Origin of the sequence: Paenibacillus sp. FSL H8-0315 (assembly GCF_038005365.1) — a bacterium.
GTDB lineage: Bacteria > Bacillota > Bacilli > Paenibacillales > Paenibacillaceae > Paenibacillus_AQ > Paenibacillus_AQ odorifer.
In genome coordinates this window covers 4,455,013-4,475,047 of sequence record NZ_JBBOTA010000001.1, presented here as the reverse complement: position 1 = coordinate 4,475,047, position 20,035 = coordinate 4,455,013, and the positions used below count along the sequence as shown (strand labels likewise).

The following is a 20,035-nucleotide window of genomic DNA, read 5'->3' as shown; positions in this document are numbered from 1 at the left end:
CAGCCAATTCGGCAACGAATAAAGCAATTCTCCTGATTATTAGGGAGGAATTCCCTGATTTCGTTCATTTAGAGCAAATAGCGGCTATTTTCAGGGAGTTTTTCCCTAATTAGTTTAAAGCATTCTATACATTGCACAAACACAGAACGTATCGCCCATAGTCCACCGTCACATATACCACTAATTCCACAAATCATCTACTGCAAGCCGCACGAAAATCATACATAGCACATCGCACATCGCCCACCGTCCCAACCATTAGCATAGAACTCTACGCGTGGCATATCGTCACATGGCACAGTAAAATCCATTATTCCCCTATTCCATAAAAAAGCTGCCTCCCAAGTAGAATTCACTACTTTTGAGACAGCTTCTCCTAATGTACAGTTAGAACAGTAGCTAGTGAATAAAACTGGTGGCAATCTTTTGCCATTGCTCACGAGTCAGTTTACTCTCCTGCTTGTCGCTTAGAGAAAAAACCATCTGGGTGACTTCATCATACCAATACAATCGATTCTGAGAAGACCAAGCATTCTTCCCTTTTCCAGTACCCGCCGCGATAAATATTGCCTCTTTACCTGTACCTGTCACAGACCATTTTTCAGCAGTCTGGCCTTCCAAGATAGACACTTGCATGGTATAACCCTTAAAAACACTCTGCCTTAAGGATAGTGTAATTCTTTGATCTCCGTTGTGGTAGGTAACCTCAGCATTATCTATGGAATTTGCAGCTATCTTCTCCATAAACAAGTTTTGTCCAGTTTTATCGGTTGTAGCCTTTTTTTGAAATTGTTCAAGGATTTCTTCATATTCTGTGTCTAGCGACTTGTATAGGGGAGCTGCATTAAAAGTTCCTTGCTCGAATTCATAACCATCAGCTAACGAGGAAGGCAACCCTGGCCAGAAATCGCCAACCGTTTTTAATTCTTTTACGAAGTCTTGATATTTCGAATACACCGGCGAAATAAAAGCAAACTGCAATTGATTTCCATAGCCTAACCCTAACTCCAGCTTATTTAATTCAGCATCCTTCACATAATAAGCAGCCATTTCCCCAGTGTTTAAACGAGCAAGCACTTGCTCTTTATAAGTCATAGATAAGCTCTGATACTTTTCTATCGCAGGCGAGGTTGTCGGATCAGGCGTATTATTATGCACCGTCTTCACAACAGCCTTCCCTCCGCTGTTCACTAGTGTAATAATACCACCTTGGGGTTTTGAGATATCAATTGTAACCTGGCTACCTTGTTCCGATAAATCTCCATCAGCAGATAGCTGAAAAGCACCCAACCCGATAATCCCTAGCAATACAGCCGCGGAGACTCCAGTGAGCACTCTTTTTCTAAACCTAGACGGGTGTTGGGGCATCTCTTTTTGCTTCTGCATAATAGGATCTTCCGGTTCTGGAAACGGATTCAGCTCGATAACGATGTTCGTCCTTTCACCGTCAATCCTATTCTGTTGTTCATGAATTGCTCTTACCCGCTTCATAACAGCTGCTTTTACATCCAGCTCTTCGCAGCTCCCTACCGCATCCATTTTCTTGATCATTTTCTCTTCAACAAAGCCTCGTTGCCGCACCATTCCGTTCCCCCTTTCTGAGCATTCAGCATTTTGCCAAGCTTCGTAATCGTTCGCCTGTATTTTTTCTTCACAGCATCAGTATTCTTATCCAGAATCTCCGCAATCTCCGGGAAGCTCTGTTCCTCAAAGATTCTAAGTACTAACAGGTTTCGCTCCTCTGTCTTCAGCTTCTCGAGGGCAAAAGTCAGATGTTCGTTAAATATGTAACGGTCCATCAACTGTTCCGGGCTTTCTGCAGGCGGATCTGGTTGAAAAAGCGCCATAAACTTTATTTGGCTTTGACGTTTGCGGATCAGACTGAGGCAATGATGGTAGGCAATTTTATATAGCCATGAAGAGAAGCTCGCGATAGGGCGGTATGTGCCTATATGCTGATATGCCTTTACCAGAATTTCCTGTACTGCATCCTCCGCTTCAGTACGGCTCCCAAGCAGCCGACAGCAATAGCGGTAAATCGGCTTTTGAAAAGCCTCGACGATCAAGGCGTAGGAATCTACCTCGCCTGACTGTACCCGAACAACAGTGTGCTCGATCCCGTCCAAAATCAGCAAACTCCCCTTTCTCATTAACGTATATCCTTATAAGTCTTATGATCATCCAAAAGGGACACTTTGGGAATATTTTTTTCATGAAAAGGAGCAGACTGACACATAATACCTTCATTCCTATCACAGAAAGGAGTTTCCCCGATGCCGGCAGCGATCAAAGGTACAATTACCATCGACGGAGAAGAAATCATCATCACTAACCCAGAGAAGCTGCTGTGGCCTGAATGTGGCATTACCAAACGGATTTATCTGCAAAAGCTCGCTGCACTCTCTCCCTATCTGCTGCGTTATTGCCGAGACCGGCTGCTTACCGTCATTCGTTATCCGCACGGCATCTCTGGAATGTCCTTTTATCAGAAAAATGCGCCTGATCCTCTTCCGGCCTTTGTCCAAACCGCTGTGCACGAGAATATTAACTATATCAAGCTGCAAGGTTTACCTGAGCTGATCTGGCTGGGGAATCTGGCTGCTTTGGAATTCCACCCTTCCCTGCATTATGTAGGCAGCGAGCTGCCCTGTGAGTGGATGATTGATCTTGATCCGTCACTTGAGATCGAACCTCGCATCATGGAAGCAACTGCGATCGTTGGGGCGGTCTTAACCTCTCTTGGCCTCTCCTCTGTACCCAAAACCTCCGGTGCTACCGGGGTGCAAATCATCGTCCCTATCGAGACTGGCGTTACTTTTGATGGATTGCGGAAAATCGGGCATTTTGTGGGTCGTTATGTCACCGAAAAGCATCCCAACCTGTTCACCCTGGAACGTCTAAAAAAGAATCGCGGAGATAAAATTTATTTTGACTACCTTCAGCATTATAGCGGCAAAACATTAGCTGCACCTTACACACCACGCGCAAGACCATTTGCTACAGTTTCTACACCCTTGCTCTGGGAGGAGGTTCAGCAAAATGTATCTCCCTCTAATTTTCATCTGCTCAATATCGAGGAACGCCTTCTGCGTATGGGAGATCTTTTAGAGAAAGTGCCCCCACAGCCCGTTGAACAGCTCATTGCTAAGCTCCCATAAAGGAGCAATCCCATAGAAAAAAGACCCTAAAAACAGCAATAAGCCCGCAGCATCAACTACATGCTACGAGCTTATTTGGCGTCCCACTCAAGGACAGAAGGTATACTATATAAGAATACGGCAGGCCGAGCTTTGTTCACCGTATTTATTGCTTTTTTATCCGTAAAAATACCTTCTTTCAGTTAATGATACTTAAGAGCTACGCTAGTGGATGGATTTCTTCTTGAAGCGGCCACCTTTAACATCATGGATGTTACCTATTGCGATGAATGCATCAGAATCCCAATCTTCAACAATGGTTTTAAGCTTAGCTTCTTCCAGACGGGTGATAACTACAAAGATCACTTTCTTGTTCTCACCGGAAAATCCGCCTTCTCCATCTAAATAAGTAACACCACGTCCAAGACGCTCTGTCAGAGCTTCCCCGATATCGCGGAATTTATCACTGATAATCCATACTGATTTCGATTGATCCAGACCCTCAAGGGTGATGTCAATAACCTTAAATGCAATATAATAAGCAATCAGGGAGAACATCGCGTTATTCCAACCGAACACAAATCCAGCTCCGGACAAGATGAACAGGTTGAAGAACATAACTACTTCACCTACAGAGAAGGGAAGCTTCTTGGCTACCAAAATCGCAACAATTTCTGTACCGTCTAGAGATCCCCCGAAACGTACAACCAATCCAACACCTACACCTAGAATGATACCGCCAAACACGGCAGCAAGCATCGGTTCAACTGTAAAGGCCTCTACATGATGCAGCATTGAAGTGCCGATAGACATAAGTAAAATCGCATATAAGGTAGATAAGGCAAATGTCTTACCGATTTGCTTATAACCGATTAACAGGAACGGAAGGTTGAGCAGTGTCAATAATATACCCAGAGGAATGTCAAATAAATGTGATAAAATAATGGAGATACCGGTAATCCCGCCATCAATCATTTGATTAGGTACTAGGAATATCTCAAGTGCAACAGCCATCATGGCGGCCCCTACGGATAACATGATCATACGCTGCGCGAACTTAGCCATTTTATGGGCACCGGTCTTCTGCAGTTTGTTCTGCTCCTCTTTGGTAAACATTTGTGGACTCACATTCATAGAACTCCCCCTACAATTTAACAGTATAGTTTTGAAACATTCGGAAGTATAACTACAATCTATACTTTCTTACATTTCTTCTTATACAATTATTATATCACAAAATATGCTCTAATAATGAATGGAACACGTACTATCCTTCGAAAAATTCAGATTTAGTCCTCTTTCCGGTCATAACAGCGGTGATAACAACTGACATAGCCCTTCACCGAGTTTGACAATTCTCCCTCTCTCCTTAAATTTTACAGGATCAATGAATTCACTGTTCTTTTGATCCTTTTCAAACCCCGCGACTAGCTCTGCTATCGTCTCAGGATGCAGCAAAACCGCTGTCATTTCGAAATTAGAATAGAAGCTGCGCATATCCAGATTCGCACTTCCCACCGTACCCAGCAGATCATCCACAATCATGACTTTGGCATGCATAAATCCTTTGGTGTAGCGATAGAACTTCACGCCTGCATCTTGTAAATTCTCCAGATAAGACAAAGAAGCATGATAAACAAGCTTATTATCAGGCTTTGCCGGAATGATGATTCTAACATCCACTCCACGAAGGACTGCACTCTTCAAAGCACGACAAATCGCAGGGTCCGGAATAAAATACGGTGAAGTAATCCAGATCCGTTCCCTAGCAGAGCAAAAAGCGGCAAAATACATCTCCTGAGAAGCATCGATCGCAGCATCCGGTCCACTTCCTACAATCTGCACGGCCTCTTGCTCCTTGCAAGAGTGCTCAGGGAACAAACGAGGATGACTCATACCTTCACCAGAGGCCAGTCTCCAATCCTTCAGGAAGACATACTGAATATAATAAACAGAATCTCCTTCTAAACGCAGATGAGTATCGCGCCAGTAACCCATCTTGGCGTCCTTTCCTAAGTAATCATCACCGATATTCATTCCCCCCGTAAAACCAATCAATCCGTCCACCACTAGGATCTTCCGATGATTGCGGAAATTAAACCGACGATCCAGTAAAGAACTAATCGGAGGTAAAAAAAAGTGGAACTCCACCCCGGCATTTCTCAGGGTTCGAATAAACCTACGGCTTAATCGATGACTGCCCAGTCCATCACAAAGCAAACGCACCTTTACTCCCTGCCGCGCCTTTCGAATCATAACGTCCTGAAACTGTTCTCCGATCTCATCATCACGATAAATATAAAATTGCATGTGGATATGTTCTTTTGCCTCTTCCATGGCTTCCAGCATAGCGTCGTAAGCTTCTCTTGCAGTTGACAGCACTCTGCTTTTGTTATGGCCTGTAATAGGCCCTTCCGAGAGCTTTGCAAGCAAAACCAATAAACCCTCGTTATTCTCAAACTGAGCGTTTCCAGTATCCGACGCTTGTTTTACTACCTTAATCTTACCAGTGACATACGAACGGATTTCCCGGAAGAGTGAAGTACATCTTTTGTTCAATTTTCTATTCTGTCTGTAGTCACGACCTAGAAAATAATAGAATGCCAGACCGAGCGGTGGACAACAGAAGGAAATAAACAACCATGCTATAGCCCTTTGCGGGCGTCGGTACTCCAGAAATACAATCAATGCAATCTGTATGATAAAAAGAATTAGAATTATCGCGAAAATCTTCAATTCTCTACCCCCTCAATTAATAAAAACAGATGCAATAGACTCTCTGCGATGACTCTAGTACAGGTTTTGCCGTAACTCTCCTTCTTTATTCAAACAAACCGTTGTCATGTTCCTGAAAGATATGGAATACATAGAGTAGTAGGACAATTCGGATGAGCCTAATGGAAGAAAAGTCGTTAGCCTCAGGTATCGCAAGCGGCTGCCATAAGCCGCAGAAAGGAGAAGCCATGAAGAGTCAGCCAGATCATAAACGGATTACGCTGCTTGTCGTAAGGGATGCCGGACGTCCAGTCAAACAGCTCCACATCTCCAAACCGCTAGCGTTCGCCTTACCGGCAGCAGCAGCCCTGTCTATCTCCAGTCTGGTCACCTCTATGCATTTCCATGCCTCTCAGTCCATCTCACAGCTAGAAGCCGAGGCAGCCGCACTATCGCTAACCAATCTCCGCATGGAAATGAAGGTCGCCGACAAGGATAAAGATTTAACACAGCTTCGTAGCCAGGTCAGCGAACTTTCGGAAGAGGCAGATAACATTAAAGACAAGCTGAAGAGTGTAAATGCACTGGAACAGGAGCTGCAAGCATTGATTAACAAAAGCAAAGGTGCTGCTGCCGCTACAGACACGAATGAATCTCAACCGGAGAAATCCGCAACAGAAAAATCAAAAGCTGGATCGGCCACTTCAAATTCAACATTAGGTTTATCGAACCGTCTTTCTTCTCCTGTTCCTAAAGAGACTTCCTTTAAGCAGAGTACAGAAGAGAACTCATCTTCCACTTCTCTATCCGCCATAAGTTTCCGCTTTGGGGCCATCACCGCAGCCCTTCCAAAAACACTCACCCCGCAGGTTGGTGGAGAATACATCGCGGTGTATCAGAACGACGCTACGAGCTTGGTGGAAGAAACTAAGGATGACTTTGAGGAGATTCACGGGATGCTTGATGAAATGGTGGAAAGTATCACACAGACGATCACACAGGCAGAGCATGAAAATAACGTACAGGCAAATCTGCAAGCTCAAAAGGCCCGTGCAGAAAAGGCTAAACTTAACGCTGTACCGCTCTGGCCTACCGAGTCCAAAGTCATTTCTTCAAGCTTCGGCTACCGCTCAGATCCATTCAAAGGTTTGTCTGCGTTCCATTCCGGTGTCGATATTGCTGGGAACATCGGTGATCCTGTATATGCTGCCTTAGATGGCGAGGTTATTACTGCGGAACAAATGGGCGCACGCGGAAAATACATCGTGATTAAGCATTCAAATGGATTGGAAACCTGGTACATGCATTTGAACGGAATGATCGTATCTGCGGGAGACAAGGTTAGCAAAGGGCAGAAAATCGGCTTGCTTGGAAGCACTGGCCGAAGCACAGGTCCTCATCTTCATTTTCAGGTTGTGAAGCAGAATAAAACAGTCAACCCTTTGGCGTATGTCAAACCCTAAAGGGTTGCATTTAATTTCAAAATAGGAGGAATTTATAAATGTGGAACAAACGGCAGCAGCGTGTCCCCTTTAAATCTACCGATTCCCTAATTGGGCATGGAGGAACACTGGAGGGTAAGGTGCAATGTGATACAAACCTGCGGATTGAGGGTACCTTTAGCGGTGAGATTATTTGCAGTGGTGTCGTGACTGTAGGAGAAGAAGGAACAGTGCGCTCCAGTATTAAAGCGGAAGAAATCGTGATTGCCGGCAAAGTATACGGTGATGTTACGGCTGATCGCAGACTCATTATGACCGGAACCGGAGAATTGCATGGCAATATTTCAGCAGGAGCACTTAGCATTATGGAAGGCAGCCTCCTGAATGGCTCCATTGCCATGCAAGAACAGCCCACCTCTGAAAAAGCAGGTGAGCCCAAAAGTAATATGAAAAAGGACAAGGCAGCCAAGCGCTCCTCCAAAGCTCAAGGAACACTTGAAGCCGGCTAGACTTATTTCTATGAAGCAACGTCCCTTTTACGGAAGACAATCCAGGAAATGGCCAGGAATAGGATATAGTACACCGCTAATACAGCTATGGAGAAGCCAAGTGTTGAGCCCCCCGGACCCGTATCCGACAATAGGTAGCCTCTTAGATCCATATGTGTGAAGATTAAGTATTGGGCCCATTCAAACCGTTCTGGACTAAAAATAACCGTAAAAATACTCTTGGCAAACATAATAAATAAGGATAATCCAATAGCCAGCCCACTTGCGCGGAATACGCTAGATACCATGAAAGCCAGAGCAGCAGTCAGGAAAAGCTCAATGTAACGACATAGGAGATCTAGGAAGGAATATTCCGCTGGACTCCAAGCCGTAATGGATGACATCGTATCTCCCGAAGATGAGGAGAAGATTAACGAAGCACCAAACCCAAAAGCAATCAATACTGCGGTGCTAAGCAAACTGAATAACACCATGGAAATATATTTCGAGAGCAGGATCTTGGAGCGACTCCACGGGCGAATCAGCAGCAGCTTAATGGTTCCCCAGGTAAATTCGCCCGCTACGGAGTCAGAAGCCACTACAACGGTAAAGATTGTATTCAAGAAGAACGCAATACTCACCGTCATCTGAAAGTTGTCCCAAAGCCCCATAAGCGATGAATCGCCTTCGCTTGTGAAATAAATAAGCGCAGGAAGCAGCACGCTCATCACTGCAAGAATAAGCAGCATAATCCATGTGCGGACACGGCTGTATATTTTGATATTCTCATTATGTATGAGAGCTGTAAACTCACCCAATTCCTTCACCTCCTGTAACCTCTAAGAATTGATCCTCCAGCGTACGGGCAAGGGTTCTGATGTTATACACCTTAATCCCACCTGCCACTAGCTTGGCATTTAATTCTGCAATCTCCTCACGCTCTGCCTCAAGCACAAGTCCCCCACTCTTAAATACTCCACGTCCAATGAGGGCTAACGCAGCCTCAGCATTATCAACCTCGAACAAGGTTTCTCCCAGAGGCATTACAGTATTGCCTACCCCTTTCAGCTGCTTCACATCCACCAGTCGTCCATTTTGGATAATCGCAACGCTGTCACACATGAGCTCCATCTCGGAAAGTAAATGACTGGAGACGAATACAGTTGTTCCTTCTTCCTGACATAAACGGCGTAAATAGTCTCGGAGCTCGCGTATCCCTTGTGGGTCCAGCCCGTTGGTTGGCTCATCTAGAATCAGCAGCTTGGGTCTGTGCAGCAGTGCTTGAGCCACTCCCAGCCTCTGACGCATACCTAGCGAATAGGTCTTAACTTTGTCATGAATTCTTTGACCTAGTCCGACTAGCTCGACAACCTCATCTATCCGTTGCTTTGTTACCCCTGGCACCATCCGTGCATATTGGCGCAGATTCTGATAACCGGTGAGGAACTTGTACATCTCTGGATTTTCTACAATGGCCCCTATATTTGCGATAGCCTCTTCAAAATGGTTTTTAATACTACGGCCACAGATCAAGATGTCTCCACGACTAATGGAAATCAATCCTACCATCATCCGTATTGTAGTAGTCTTACCTGCTCCGTTGGGTCCCAAAAAACCGAAGATTTGTCCAGGCGGGATGTCCAGCGTTAAATCGCTCACCAGCGTTTTCGAGCCGATTTTTTTGGTGACTCCCTGCAGGCGGGCAACAGGCTCCATCAATATTTCTGTATTCGACATAGTCTCACTTCCTTTCATCTATAACCTAGTTTACCACATATACCCTTTTTTCCGAAAATCACTAGAGGATAAGAGTCTGCCAGTAAAAAAAGGAACCTGACTTCTCCGGTATTAGGAAGAGTCAGGTCCCCTTATTCATTTAGTTCCTATTTCATTCAAGTACAACAGTTTAACCGCCAACACGGGCAAGCTCGCGCATATTTGCTTCAAATGCAGCCATCAACGCAGCTTCTCCGGTCAATCCGGTTTGTTCTACCTTGCGAATTTGCTCCATCATCCGTTTGTAATCCTTCGGAATGACACGAACGAAGTTCGGCAAGCTATCTGCCCACTGATTCAGTACCCGTGCGCCAGCCGCACTACCTGTAAGCTCGGTATGGCGGATAATCAGCTCACGCAGCTCTTCGATCTCCTCAGACTCTTCCACTCTCTCGAGCAGTACCATTTCGAGATTGCAGCGGCCGATGAAGGTTCTATCTGGGTCGTAGACATAAGCGATACCGCCTGACATCCCTGCCGCAAAGTTACGGCCAGTTTCACCAAGGACAACCACTCGGCCTCCAGTCATGTATTCACAGCCGTGGTCACCCACGCCTTCTACAACAACCTTCGCTCCGGAGTTACGGACGGCAAAACGTTCACCAGCGATACCGTTAATATAAGCTTCTCCACCTGTTGCACCGTAGAATGCAGTATTTCCGATAATGATATTGTCCTCAGCAGCAAAGGTAGCTTTCGGAGATGGCTTGATAATAATCTTACCACCCGACAATCCTTTACCTACATAGTCATTGGAATCTCCTTCCACCGTAAGCGTGATTCCCTTAGGCACGAATGCACCCAAGCTTTGACCAGCAGAACCGGTGAAATGAAGCCGAATCGTATCATCAGGCAAACCTGCGGCCCCATACTTGCGGGTCAGCTCGCTGCCAAGGATAGTTCCGACGGCACGATTAACGTTCGTGATTGGCAGTGATGCCTCAACAGCCGTACCTGATTCCAGTGCAGGTGCTGCCAGGTCGAGCAGCTGCGAAACATCCAGTGTCTCTTCCAGACCGTGATTCTGGTATTTACTGCGGAAGCGTGTGCTTCCTTCCGGTAATTCCGGTGTATGCAGCAGGCTGCTCAAATCTATGCCTTTCTTCTTCCAATGCTTCGACGCCTGAGTTGCGTCTAGACAATCGGTACGGCCTACCATCTCTTCAATTGTACGGAAGCCGAGACTTGCCATAATTTCACGTAGATCCTGTGCCACGAAGGTCATAAAGTTAACTACATGCTGCGGATCACCGGTAAAATTCTTACGAAGATCCGGATTCTGTGTAGCTACACCAACCGGACAAGTATCCATTTGGCAGACACGCATCATAATACAGCCAACAGATACTAGCGGAGCAGTGGCAAAACCATACTCTTCGGCCCCAAGCAATACAGCTACAGCCAAATCGCGGCCGCTTAGCATTTTACCATCTGTTTCCAGAACTACACGGTCACGCAGATTGTTGAGCATCAATGTCTGATGGGTTTCAGCCAAGCCAAGCTCCCACGGAAGACCCGCATGACGAATGGAGTTCATCGGCGATGCCCCTGTACCTCCATCATAGCCACTAACCAAGATAATATCAGCGCGCCCTTTGGCTACACCCGCAGCAATCGTACCCACTCCAACTTCCGATACGAGCTTAACATTAATGTTTGCACGTGGATTTGCATTTTTCAGATCATAGATCAGCTCTGCCAAATCCTCGATAGAGTAAATATCATGATGCGGTGGAGGTGAGATCAGACCCACACCTGCTGTTGAGCCACGTACTTCAGCGACCCAAGGATAAACTTTACGTCCCGGAAGCTGTCCACCTTCCCCTGGTTTAGCGCCCTGAGCCATTTTAATCTGGATCTCATCAGCGTTAACTAGGTAGTTCGAGGTAACACCAAAACGTCCAGAAGCTACTTGTTTAATCGCACTGCGACGTGAATCACCATTGCTATCCGGAATATAGCGGGCTGGATCTTCGCCGCCTTCACCTGTATTACTCTTGCCACCGATCCGGTTCATCGCAATGGCCAATGTCTCATGTGCTTCCTTACTAATGGAACCAAAAGACATTGCACCCGTCTTAAACCGTTTCATAATGGATGATGCCGGTTCTACTTCTTCCAGTGGAATCGGTTCATAGGCTGACTTGAATTGCAACAAGGAACGAAGCGTCAATTGCTTCTCGCTTTCTCCTTGAACAAGGGCAGCATATTTCTTGTACATATCATAATTCCCGCTACGCACAGAGTGCTGAAGCAGATGAATCGTCTGTGGATTGAATAGATGCTCTTCCCCATCATTACGCCATTGATAATCGCCACCGGAGTCAAGCACCTTATCATTTCCGTCTTTTTCTGTAAAAGCACGGTTATGATGGATAAGCGCCTCAGTTGCCACTTCCTCCAAGCCAATACCGCCAATCCGGGAAGGTGTCCAAGTAAAGTAACGATCCACGAACTCAGAGTTCAGACCCACAGCTTCAAAAATCTGCGCACCGCGGTAAGATTGAATCGTCGAAATTCCCATTTTGGAAAGAATCTTAACTACGCTCTTAGTCGCAGCTTTAATATAGTTCTTCACTGCTTTTTCATGCGAGATTCCCCGCAATAAACCTTGACCGATCATGTCATCCAAGCTTTCAAAAGCCAGATAAGGATTTACTGCACTCACACCATAACCGAGCAGCAACGCATAATGATGGACTTCACGTGGTTCACCGGATTCCAGCAAAATACTAACTTTCGTCCGTGTTCCTTGGCGGATCAAATGGTGATGCAGACTCGATACCGCAAGCAGAGCTGGAATCGCAGCATTCTCACTGTCCACACCGCGGTCAGTCAGAATCAGAATGTTATGCCCTTTAGCCATAACACGGTCAGCAGCCTCGTTCATGCGCTCAAGCGCGATGCGTAATCCTTCTGCCCCAAGCTCAGCCGGGAAAAGAATTGGAATAGACATCGATTTGAAGCCTGCACGGCGAACATGGCGAATCTTAGCAAAATCTTCGTTCGAAAGAATTGGCGTTTGCAGCGAGATCTGGCGACAGCTTTCCGGTTCCGGTTTAAGCAAATTACGCTCTGGTCCAATCGTAGTCGTTGTAGATGTAACCAGCTCTTCACGAATGGCATCGATGGGTGGATTCGTTACCTGAGCAAACATTTGTTTGAAATAGTTATAGAGACGTTGCGGGCGGTCCGAAAATACGGCGAGCGGAGCATCATAACCCATGGAACCGACAGCCTCAGCACCAGTAGATGCCATTGGCTCAAGCACCTTACGCAAGTCTTCAAAAGTATAGCCGAAAGCCTGCTGTAGCTGTTGTACATTGTCATGCTTAGGATTTGGCAGTTCAGGTGCATCCGGAAGCTCATCAAGACTGATCAAATGCTCATCCAGCCACTGGCGATAAGGCTTCTCAGAGGCGATAGCCGATTTAACTTCCTCATCGGAGATAATGCGGCCTTCCTTCGTATCCACGAGCAGCATGCGTCCAGGCTTCAGGCGATCTTTATATAGGATGTCCTCTGCTGGAATGTCCAGTACACCGGCTTCTGAGGATAAAATAATCATATCGTCTTTCGTTACATAATAACGAGCAGGACGCAGGCCGTTACGGTCCAGAATAGCGCCGATTTGTATCCCATCGGTAAAGCCCATTGCAGCAGGCCCGTCCCATGGCTCCATTAGAGTACTGTGATATTCATAAAATGCTTTTTTATCAGCATCCATACTATCATGATTGCTCCATGGTTCAGGAACCATCATCATGGCTACCTGTGGCAGGGAGCGTCCGCTCAAATAGAGAAACTCAAAGGTGTTATCGAACATTGCAGTGTCCGATCCATCCGGGTTAATAACAGGCTTGATCTTATTCAGATCTTCACCAAACACTTCGCTCTTAAACAATGACTGGCGCGCATGCATCCAGTTCACATTACCACGCAAGGTGTTGATCTCACCGTTGTGGATCATAAAGCGGTAGGGATGCGCACGTTCCCAGCTTGGGAAGGTGTTCGTGCTGAAACGGGAGTGAACTAACGCGATCGCTGATTCCAGCTCTTCGTTCTGCAAATCAAGGTAGAATTGTCCGACTTGTTCTGTAGTCAGCATGCCTTTGTATACAATCTTACGGCACGACAAGCTTGGAATATAGAAGGATTCATCCTCTTCTGCACCACCGTAACGAATGGCAAGCTCTGCACGTTTGCGGATTACATAAAGCTTACGTTCAAAAGACAACTCATTCGTGACTGAAGCCGAGCGGCCGATAAATACTTGACGCACAAAAGGCTTAGCAGCTTTCGCTGTCTTGCCAAGCATTTCATCATAGGTAGGCACATCACGATAGCCGAGTACTATTTGACCTTCTTCAGCAATAATATTGCTTAAGAGAGCTTCATGCTGCGCCCGAACTTCTTCGTTATGAGATAAAAAAATCATGCCCACGCCATAATGGCCTTGTTCCGGCAAAGCAAAGCCTAGCTTCTGAGCTTCGCTTGCAAAGAAACGGTGCGGAATTTGAAGCATGATACCTGCTCCGTCACCAGAATTGGGTTCGCTACCTTGGCCTCCCCGATGCTCCATATTAAAGAGCATTGTCAAAGCATTACTTACGATATTGTGAGACGGTGTGCCTTTAATATGAGCTACAAATCCCATGCCGCAAGCATCTTTTTCGAACTGGGGATCATACAGGCCCTGTTTTACGGGCAGTTCAGTGTGTTTCATCGAACGCAACCTTTCTATTATAAAGTATGCAATGTCTTAGGAAAATTTTTCACATGAAAATCTTAATAATTATTCAATCCAGATTAGTGCTATTATTTTATCACCGAGGTATCATCAGCGCAATTTAAACTTTTTTATGATGCTGATTAACAATTGTTTTTGCATCACAGCTTTAGCGAGTAAAAGTTTAAAAAAACTTCATGTTGCATAATTATGCATAAATAACGCATAAGTGCATATGCAATGAAAGCGTTGCAAGATTTTTCACTCCTTCTAATATGTTTGCAAGAAAAAGGGTTTTTATGATTTTAAATCAAAAAAAGCGTCTCCCGGAGGAGACGCTTTTTTATACTTTTTTTTCAAAAAATTTATCAGTTTATACAGTCAAAACTTGTTCACTATTCACTCCAACTTCATTCTCACGGCTACGAGTCATGAAGTAAGCGAAGGTAAGAGCAAGGAATCCAAGACCAAAGATTGCCAGGATACCTACATCTCCCCACATTGCACTGAAGTCACCTGTAGAAATTACTGCTTTGAGACCACTAACTGTGTAAGTCATTGGAAGCAGTGGATTAAAGAATTTCATCCAGTTAGGAATCAATTCAAGTGGGAATGTTCCGGCACTAGTTGTTAATTGGAAGATAAGAATAACGATAACAACGAAACGTCCCGGTTGATCCATCCAAGTAACAATCGCTTGAACTACCCATGTGTAAACTAAGCTTGTTAAGAATGTAAATACGAAGAATAGCGGTTTACTTTGTACTTCCAGTCCAAGTCCGTACAATACAACCACAGCAGCCAGCATAGACTGGATAAAGCTCATCATTGTGAAGGTAAGCGTACGGCTGATGAAACGGTTCATACGGCTAGCACCAAGGACAGCCGAATCACGCATTGGAATAACAATTGTTGAAATCAAAGCACCTACAAATAATCCAAGGGATAGGAAGTAAGGAGCAAAACCTGTACCATAATTCGGAACATGATTCACAACTTTATCCTCAACCACAACTGGTTGTGCGAACATTTCCATCATTGCATCTGTTTTGTTCACACTGCCTGTTTTTTCAGCAGCATCGCCAAGCTTAGTTGCCAGTTCTGTTGATCCAGATTTCAGATCATCCATACCATCTTTCAGCTCGCCTGCGCCATCAGCCAGTTTTTTCGAACCATCTGCAACCGCACTGATACCGGAACCTAGTTCGCCTACACCGCTAAGCAGTTTTGAGGTACCATCACCAAGTGCTTTACCGCCTTCAGCCAGCTTGCTGCCTCCAGCTGCAGCTTCTTTAAGCTTCGCACCAAATTGTTGCATTCCTGCATTCAGCTTATCGCCACCAGTTACAAGTGCAGATGCGCCTTGTGCCAGTTTTTGTTGTCCTGTCAACAGCTGTGTGCTACCAGCATTTAATTGCTTTGCTCCATCATGCAACTGAGTTACACCAGCAGCTACCTGCTGTGAACCCGAGTGCAGTTGAGTTGCACCTTGTGCCAGTTGCTCTTGCCCACTGTGGAGTGCAGTAGCACCCTGTGCCAGCTGCTCTTGGCTTTGTTGCAGTTGCTCACTGCCTTGTGCCACGGCTGCACTAGCTGCCAGCAGCTTCTGTACCGCTGGATTTTGTGCCAGCTCAGGACTAGCCTGTGCCAATTGCTCCAATCCTTGAGCTACCGCTTTAGCACCCTCAGTTACCTTCGTGCTGCCTGCGGCGGACGCTTGCAAACCCGCTTCCAGTTTCGCGCTGCCATCTACGGAAGAAGTTAAGCCCGCTTCCAGCTTCGCGCTGCCATCAACTAAAGATTGTGTTCCTGCTTGTAGTTTAGAAGTACCATCCACAGCAGACTGTGTTCCCGCCTGAAGCTGTGTAGCACCTGTTACAGCTTGTTTCAAGCCGTCACTAAGCTGTTTACTGCCGGCAGAACTTTGTGCAACACCGTCTTGAAGTTGCGTATGTGCAGTAGACAATTGTTGCAATCCGCTTGCCAACGTGGTTGATCCTGTTTTAAGCGCCGTAGCACCTGCATTCAAATCAGTCACACCTTGTGTAAGGGGTTCTACACCATTTTGAAGTTTACCTGTACCATCTGTCAGTACAAGTAGATTATCTTTCAGCTTCAAGGCTCCGTCATCTAGCTTACCAGCGCCATCAGCGATCTTGGAAGCACCATCTCCGGCTTCGCCCAATCCATCAGATACTTCTGTAATCTGATTGAATACAGACTCAACATAAGCTTCTGTTACTTTAGCAGATACTTTATTTTTAATTTCTGCTACAGCCGTACCACCGATCTGACCAGCCAAGAAGTTATAACCTTCATTTGGCTCATAAATAATTTTTGCCGGCTGTGGTTCATCATCCATAAGAGTAGTAGCTTTAGCAGAAAAGTCTTCCGGAACAATGATCGACATATAATAAGTATTGTCCTTCATTCCTGCTTCCGCTTCTTCAAGGGAAACGAAGTTCCACTGGAAGCCGTCGGTTACCTTCAACTCTTCTATAAGATCATTACCGGCTTGTAGTTGCTTGCCTTCATAATTAGCGCCGACATCCTGGTTGACCACAGCAACCGGAAGTTCATTCATCTTGCCATACGGATCCCAGAATGCCTTCAGGAAGAATCCGCTGTACATCACCGGAATAAATAGGATAGCAATCATCGGAATCAGCACCTTCGGATTTCTAAGGGCTGCTCCAAGATCCTTGGTAAATACGGATAATGATTTCATTCTGGTTCTCTCCTTATGAGCTTATGCTCTCTTTAAAATGCTTTGTTTGCGAAATATTACGTAACACTAAGTGACTGTTTTCCCCATTCGGTCAATTCAGGGTATAAAAAAATGCCTTGCGGCTCTTCTTCAATGCCTAATCATCTTGAGAATTGTTAAGGGAAAGCGAATCGAGTGATGCTGAGAACGCCATCCCTATCCTGAATCAACCCTTACTGTGCCAATCCTTCGGCGAGAAACAAATGAAAATACATCTTGATCTGTTCCTTGTCCAAGGGAGTATGTGTTTTATTCAGTTCAGCAGTCAATACAATATATAATCTGAACATGACTACCGAGACGATTTTGGGATCGCAAGGTTTGATTTCTCCCTGTTGGAGCGCTTGTTGCACCTCCCGTTCTAAATATTCTAAAACTACGTTCTCGATCTTCTCGAGTCCTTCTCCAGCCTGCGGCGTACCGAATTCGCGATTCTCCTGGGAAAGTTTTATGAATAGCTCCTGCTCACTTCGAAACTCAAGCAGAGCATCCAGCACACGATGCAAGTTATCAAAGAAAGGTCTGTCTCGCCTGATCTCCCGTTCAGCTATCGTCTTCATTTCCATCATCATATCGCGCAGGATCTCGTCAAACAATTGCTCTTTGTTTGTAAAAAAGGTGTAGATGGTTCCCTTACCGACATTTGCAATCTTAGCAACCTGATCCATTGTAGTTGCCTTATAGCCAAATAATGAAAAAGATTTCGCTGCGGCCTGAAGCACCTGCTGTCTTCGATCCACCACTGCCACCTGTGCACACTTCCTTTCTCCAGAAAATATCGTTCCCGCTGACTTCTGACCATTTTACTAATCCGGTCAATTGGTCATTCACTACTTTATCATGTTGTTTTCTAGTTTGCAATACTTTGGGCGAACCTTTTATTTTTTTATTTATTGCAGGGTTTTAACTTTCTATTTACGTCTTACTTGTATAATGTGAGTATAGTATAGATTTCCTAGTATAATTAGAAGAAGGAAAGCATCTCTATAGAAAAGGAAAGTAGCAGGTGAACTTATGCGAAAGAAAAGAGTACTGCTGTTTTCGGAAGGCTTCGGTACGGGCCACACAGGAGCAGCCTATGCTCTGGCCGAAGGAATAAAGCTGCTGAATCCGGATGTCCAGTGCCGAGTCATCGAGCTGGGGAAATTTCTTAACCCGACGGTCGCCCCTTGGATTCTTTCCGCTTACCGCAAAACAGTTAGCAGCCAGCCTAAGCTGGTCGGCATGATGTATAAGACACAATATCATAAATCATTGAACCCGTTGACTAAAATGGCGCTTCACCGGATTTTTTATACACATGCTTCACAGGTGATCGAACAGCTAAAGCCTGATTTGATTATCTGCACTCATCCCATTCCGGCTGCGGTCATTTCCAGACTAAAGCGTCGTGGATTAAATGTGCCTCTGTATACATTAATTACAGATTATGATGCGCATGGGAGCTGGGTAAATTCCGAGGTCAATCGTTATCTCGTATCTACCCCACGTGTCAAATCCATTCTGACAGGCCGTGGGATCGCTCCAGAGCTAGTAACCGTGACTGGCATCCCAGTGCATCCAAAGTTCTGGGAACGCTCCAACAAGACGCTGCTGCGCAAGGAACTGGGATTGGCTGATATCCCAACCGTACTCATTATGGGTGGAGGTTGGGGGTTAATGTTCGGCAAAGAGATTATGCATTCCCTCACCGCCAGAATGGATGATATTCAGCTCGTCTTCTGTATGGGCAGTAATGAGAAGCTAATCGCCAAAATGAAGTCCAATCCACTGCTCAATCATCCCAATGTTAAAATTCTGGGATATAGCAGTGAAATCAATAAATTGATGGATGCCTCAGACCTGCTGATCACGAAGCCTGGAGGGATGACCTGCACAGAAGGTCAGGCCAAAGGAATTCCGATGCTTTTCTATAAAGCTATTCCAGGTCAGGAAGAGAAAAACTGCCAATATTTCGTAGAGCTTGGGCTGGCAGAGGTGCTCGACTCGGAAGTAGTGAACAAATGGTTCACTATGATGCTTCGTGAATATTCAGTTCTGGAAGAGCAACGCAGACGACGTCTCGCTCCAGATAAACATCAACCGCAAAGCTGTGCGACTACTGTTCTGAAGATGTTAGGTAACCCCGTAAGCGAAGCAACTGAAATCAGAGGCTCTAGAGCGCAAGCACGTAATGAAGAACCTGTATGTATTACACCTTAAAGAATAAGCAGGTAGTCAGGGAATTTCCCCCGGCTACCTGCTTTTTTTAATATAAATCGGATTGGTTTAAATTTCTACACTCTCACCAGCTTTAAGTGGGAAACCTTCCACTCCCTCTTGGTGCAGGCGATCGCAGAAATCAGCACCATCCTGAGCAATATCCGGAAATGTATTGTAATGTAGCGGGATCACCTTATCCGCCCGCAGCCAGCGTGCGGCCAGCAAGGCGTCATCCGGTCCCATGGTAAGCATATCGCCTATAGGCAGAGCTGCCAGGGCAATCGCATTCCTTTCTCCAATGAGGCGCAGATCACTGAATAGCGCGGTATCCCCCGCATGGAAAATCGTCTTGCCCTCAATCGTCAATAAAATCCCCGCGGGTTGTCCAGCATAAATCCAAGAGTCGCCCTCCTGAATGGATGAGGAATGAAATGCCTGCGTAAATTTCACAGTCATCCCGGCATAGGTATGACTACCACCTATATTCATGTGCTTTACCTGTGCACCCTTCACCCGGCAATATTCGGCAAGCTCAAACACCGCAAAGATCGGACAATCATTCTGCTTGGCAATTTCGACAGCATCTCCAAAATGGTCAGAGTGGCCGTGAGTAAGCAGAACGGCATCAACGGAAATATCGGCAGGTGAAATACCGGAGTTCGGATTGCCTGACAAAAAAGGGTCAATAATAACCTTCACGTTCCCCGTCTCTACCAGCAGAGCTGAATGTCCATAATAAGTGATTTTCATGGTTATCTTCCACCTCCAGATTCATATAG

The 20,035-nt window shown here is 45.6% G+C and carries 14 protein-coding genes; 4 read left to right on the top strand and 10 right to left on the bottom strand.

Annotated features, from left to right (window positions below; translation table 11 throughout):
• Positions 1 to 399: 399 nt before the first annotated feature.
• Together MHB56_RS19370 and MHB56_RS19365 are read right to left on the bottom strand one after the other, a co-directional pair.
• Positions 400 to 1,584, bottom strand: a complete 1,185-nt coding sequence (locus MHB56_RS19370; RefSeq protein WP_076302846.1) for a hypothetical protein — start codon at positions 1,582 to 1,584, stop codon at positions 400 to 402.
• Positions 1,548 to 2,150, bottom strand: coding sequence for an RNA polymerase sigma factor (locus MHB56_RS19365; protein WP_248547910.1), 603 nt, complete (start codon positions 2,148 to 2,150; stop codon positions 1,548 to 1,550). The genes MHB56_RS19370 and MHB56_RS19365 overlap by 37 nt, the downstream gene beginning before the upstream one ends.
• Before the next feature lie 123 nt (positions 2,151 to 2,273).
• Here MHB56_RS19365 and ligD point away from each other — a divergent pair, with 123 nt between their 5' ends.
• On the top strand, positions 2,274 to 3,158 hold the full coding sequence (ligD, locus tag MHB56_RS19360; RefSeq protein WP_076276844.1) for a non-homologous end-joining DNA ligase: 885 nt from the start codon (positions 2,274 to 2,276) through the stop codon (positions 3,156 to 3,158).
• 204 nt (positions 3,159 to 3,362) lie between these two features.
• Here the strand turns inward: ligD and MHB56_RS19355 are convergent, their stop codons facing one another.
• Together MHB56_RS19355 and cls are read right to left on the bottom strand one after the other, a co-directional pair.
• Entirely contained in the window at positions 3,363 to 4,202 is an 840-nt protein-coding gene (locus MHB56_RS19355) for a YitT family protein (protein ID WP_248547977.1), read from the bottom strand.
• 240 nt (positions 4,203 to 4,442) lie between these two features.
• The gene (gene cls, locus MHB56_RS19350; protein ID WP_076129238.1) at positions 4,443 to 5,873 is read right to left on the bottom strand and encodes a cardiolipin synthase; all 1,431 of its coding nucleotides are present in this window, start codon (positions 5,871 to 5,873) and stop codon (positions 4,443 to 4,445) included.
• A 161-nt stretch (positions 5,874 to 6,034) separates the two neighbouring features.
• Between cls and MHB56_RS19345 the strand changes: the two genes are divergently transcribed.
• Together MHB56_RS19345 and MHB56_RS19340 are read left to right on the top strand one after the other, a co-directional pair.
• Complete coding sequence (locus tag MHB56_RS19345; RefSeq protein ID WP_076185051.1) at positions 6,035 to 7,315, top strand: M23 family metallopeptidase; 1,281 nt, start codon at positions 6,035 to 6,037, stop codon at positions 7,313 to 7,315.
• A 38-nt stretch (positions 7,316 to 7,353) separates the two neighbouring features.
• A complete protein-coding gene (locus MHB56_RS19340; RefSeq protein ID WP_038568928.1) occupies positions 7,354 to 7,803 on the top strand; it encodes a bactofilin family protein in 450 nt (149 codons plus the stop codon).
• A gap of 8 nt (positions 7,804 to 7,811) precedes the next feature.
• Here the strand turns inward: MHB56_RS19340 and MHB56_RS19335 are convergent, their stop codons facing one another.
• From MHB56_RS19335 to MHB56_RS19315, 5 genes are all read right to left on the bottom strand, one after another.
• A complete protein-coding gene (locus MHB56_RS19335; RefSeq protein WP_076185050.1) occupies positions 7,812 to 8,600 on the bottom strand; it encodes an ABC transporter permease in 789 nt (262 codons plus the stop codon).
• The gene (locus MHB56_RS19330; RefSeq protein ID WP_232061156.1) at positions 8,593 to 9,519 is read right to left on the bottom strand and encodes an ABC transporter ATP-binding protein; all 927 of its coding nucleotides are present in this window, start codon (positions 9,517 to 9,519) and stop codon (positions 8,593 to 8,595) included. The genes MHB56_RS19335 and MHB56_RS19330 overlap by 8 nt, the downstream gene beginning before the upstream one ends.
• A 169-nt stretch (positions 9,520 to 9,688) precedes the next feature.
• Positions 9,689 to 14,284, bottom strand: coding sequence for a glutamate synthase large subunit (gene gltB / locus MHB56_RS19325; protein ID WP_076302844.1), 4,596 nt, complete (start codon positions 14,282 to 14,284; stop codon positions 9,689 to 9,691).
• A gap of 376 nt (positions 14,285 to 14,660) precedes the next feature.
• Entirely contained in the window at positions 14,661 to 17,015 is a 2,355-nt protein-coding gene (locus MHB56_RS19320; protein WP_339281736.1) for a YhgE/Pip domain-containing protein, read from the bottom strand.
• Between the two features lie 212 nt (positions 17,016 to 17,227).
• The gene (locus tag MHB56_RS19315) at positions 17,228 to 17,803 is read right to left on the bottom strand and encodes a TetR/AcrR family transcriptional regulator (protein WP_076129243.1); all 576 of its coding nucleotides are present in this window, start codon (positions 17,801 to 17,803) and stop codon (positions 17,228 to 17,230) included.
• A 265-nt stretch (positions 17,804 to 18,068) separates the two neighbouring features.
• Here MHB56_RS19315 and MHB56_RS19310 point away from each other — a divergent pair, with 265 nt between their 5' ends.
• A complete protein-coding gene (locus MHB56_RS19310; protein WP_076129244.1) occupies positions 18,069 to 19,256 on the top strand; it encodes an MGDG synthase family glycosyltransferase in 1,188 nt (395 codons plus the stop codon).
• A 66-nt stretch (positions 19,257 to 19,322) separates the two neighbouring features.
• On the opposite strand, the gene MHB56_RS19305 is transcribed toward MHB56_RS19310, so the two are convergent.
• Positions 19,323 to 20,006, bottom strand: coding sequence for a metal-dependent hydrolase (locus MHB56_RS19305; protein ID WP_340393414.1), 684 nt, complete (start codon positions 20,004 to 20,006; stop codon positions 19,323 to 19,325).
• Positions 20,007 to 20,035 lie beyond the last annotated feature (29 nt).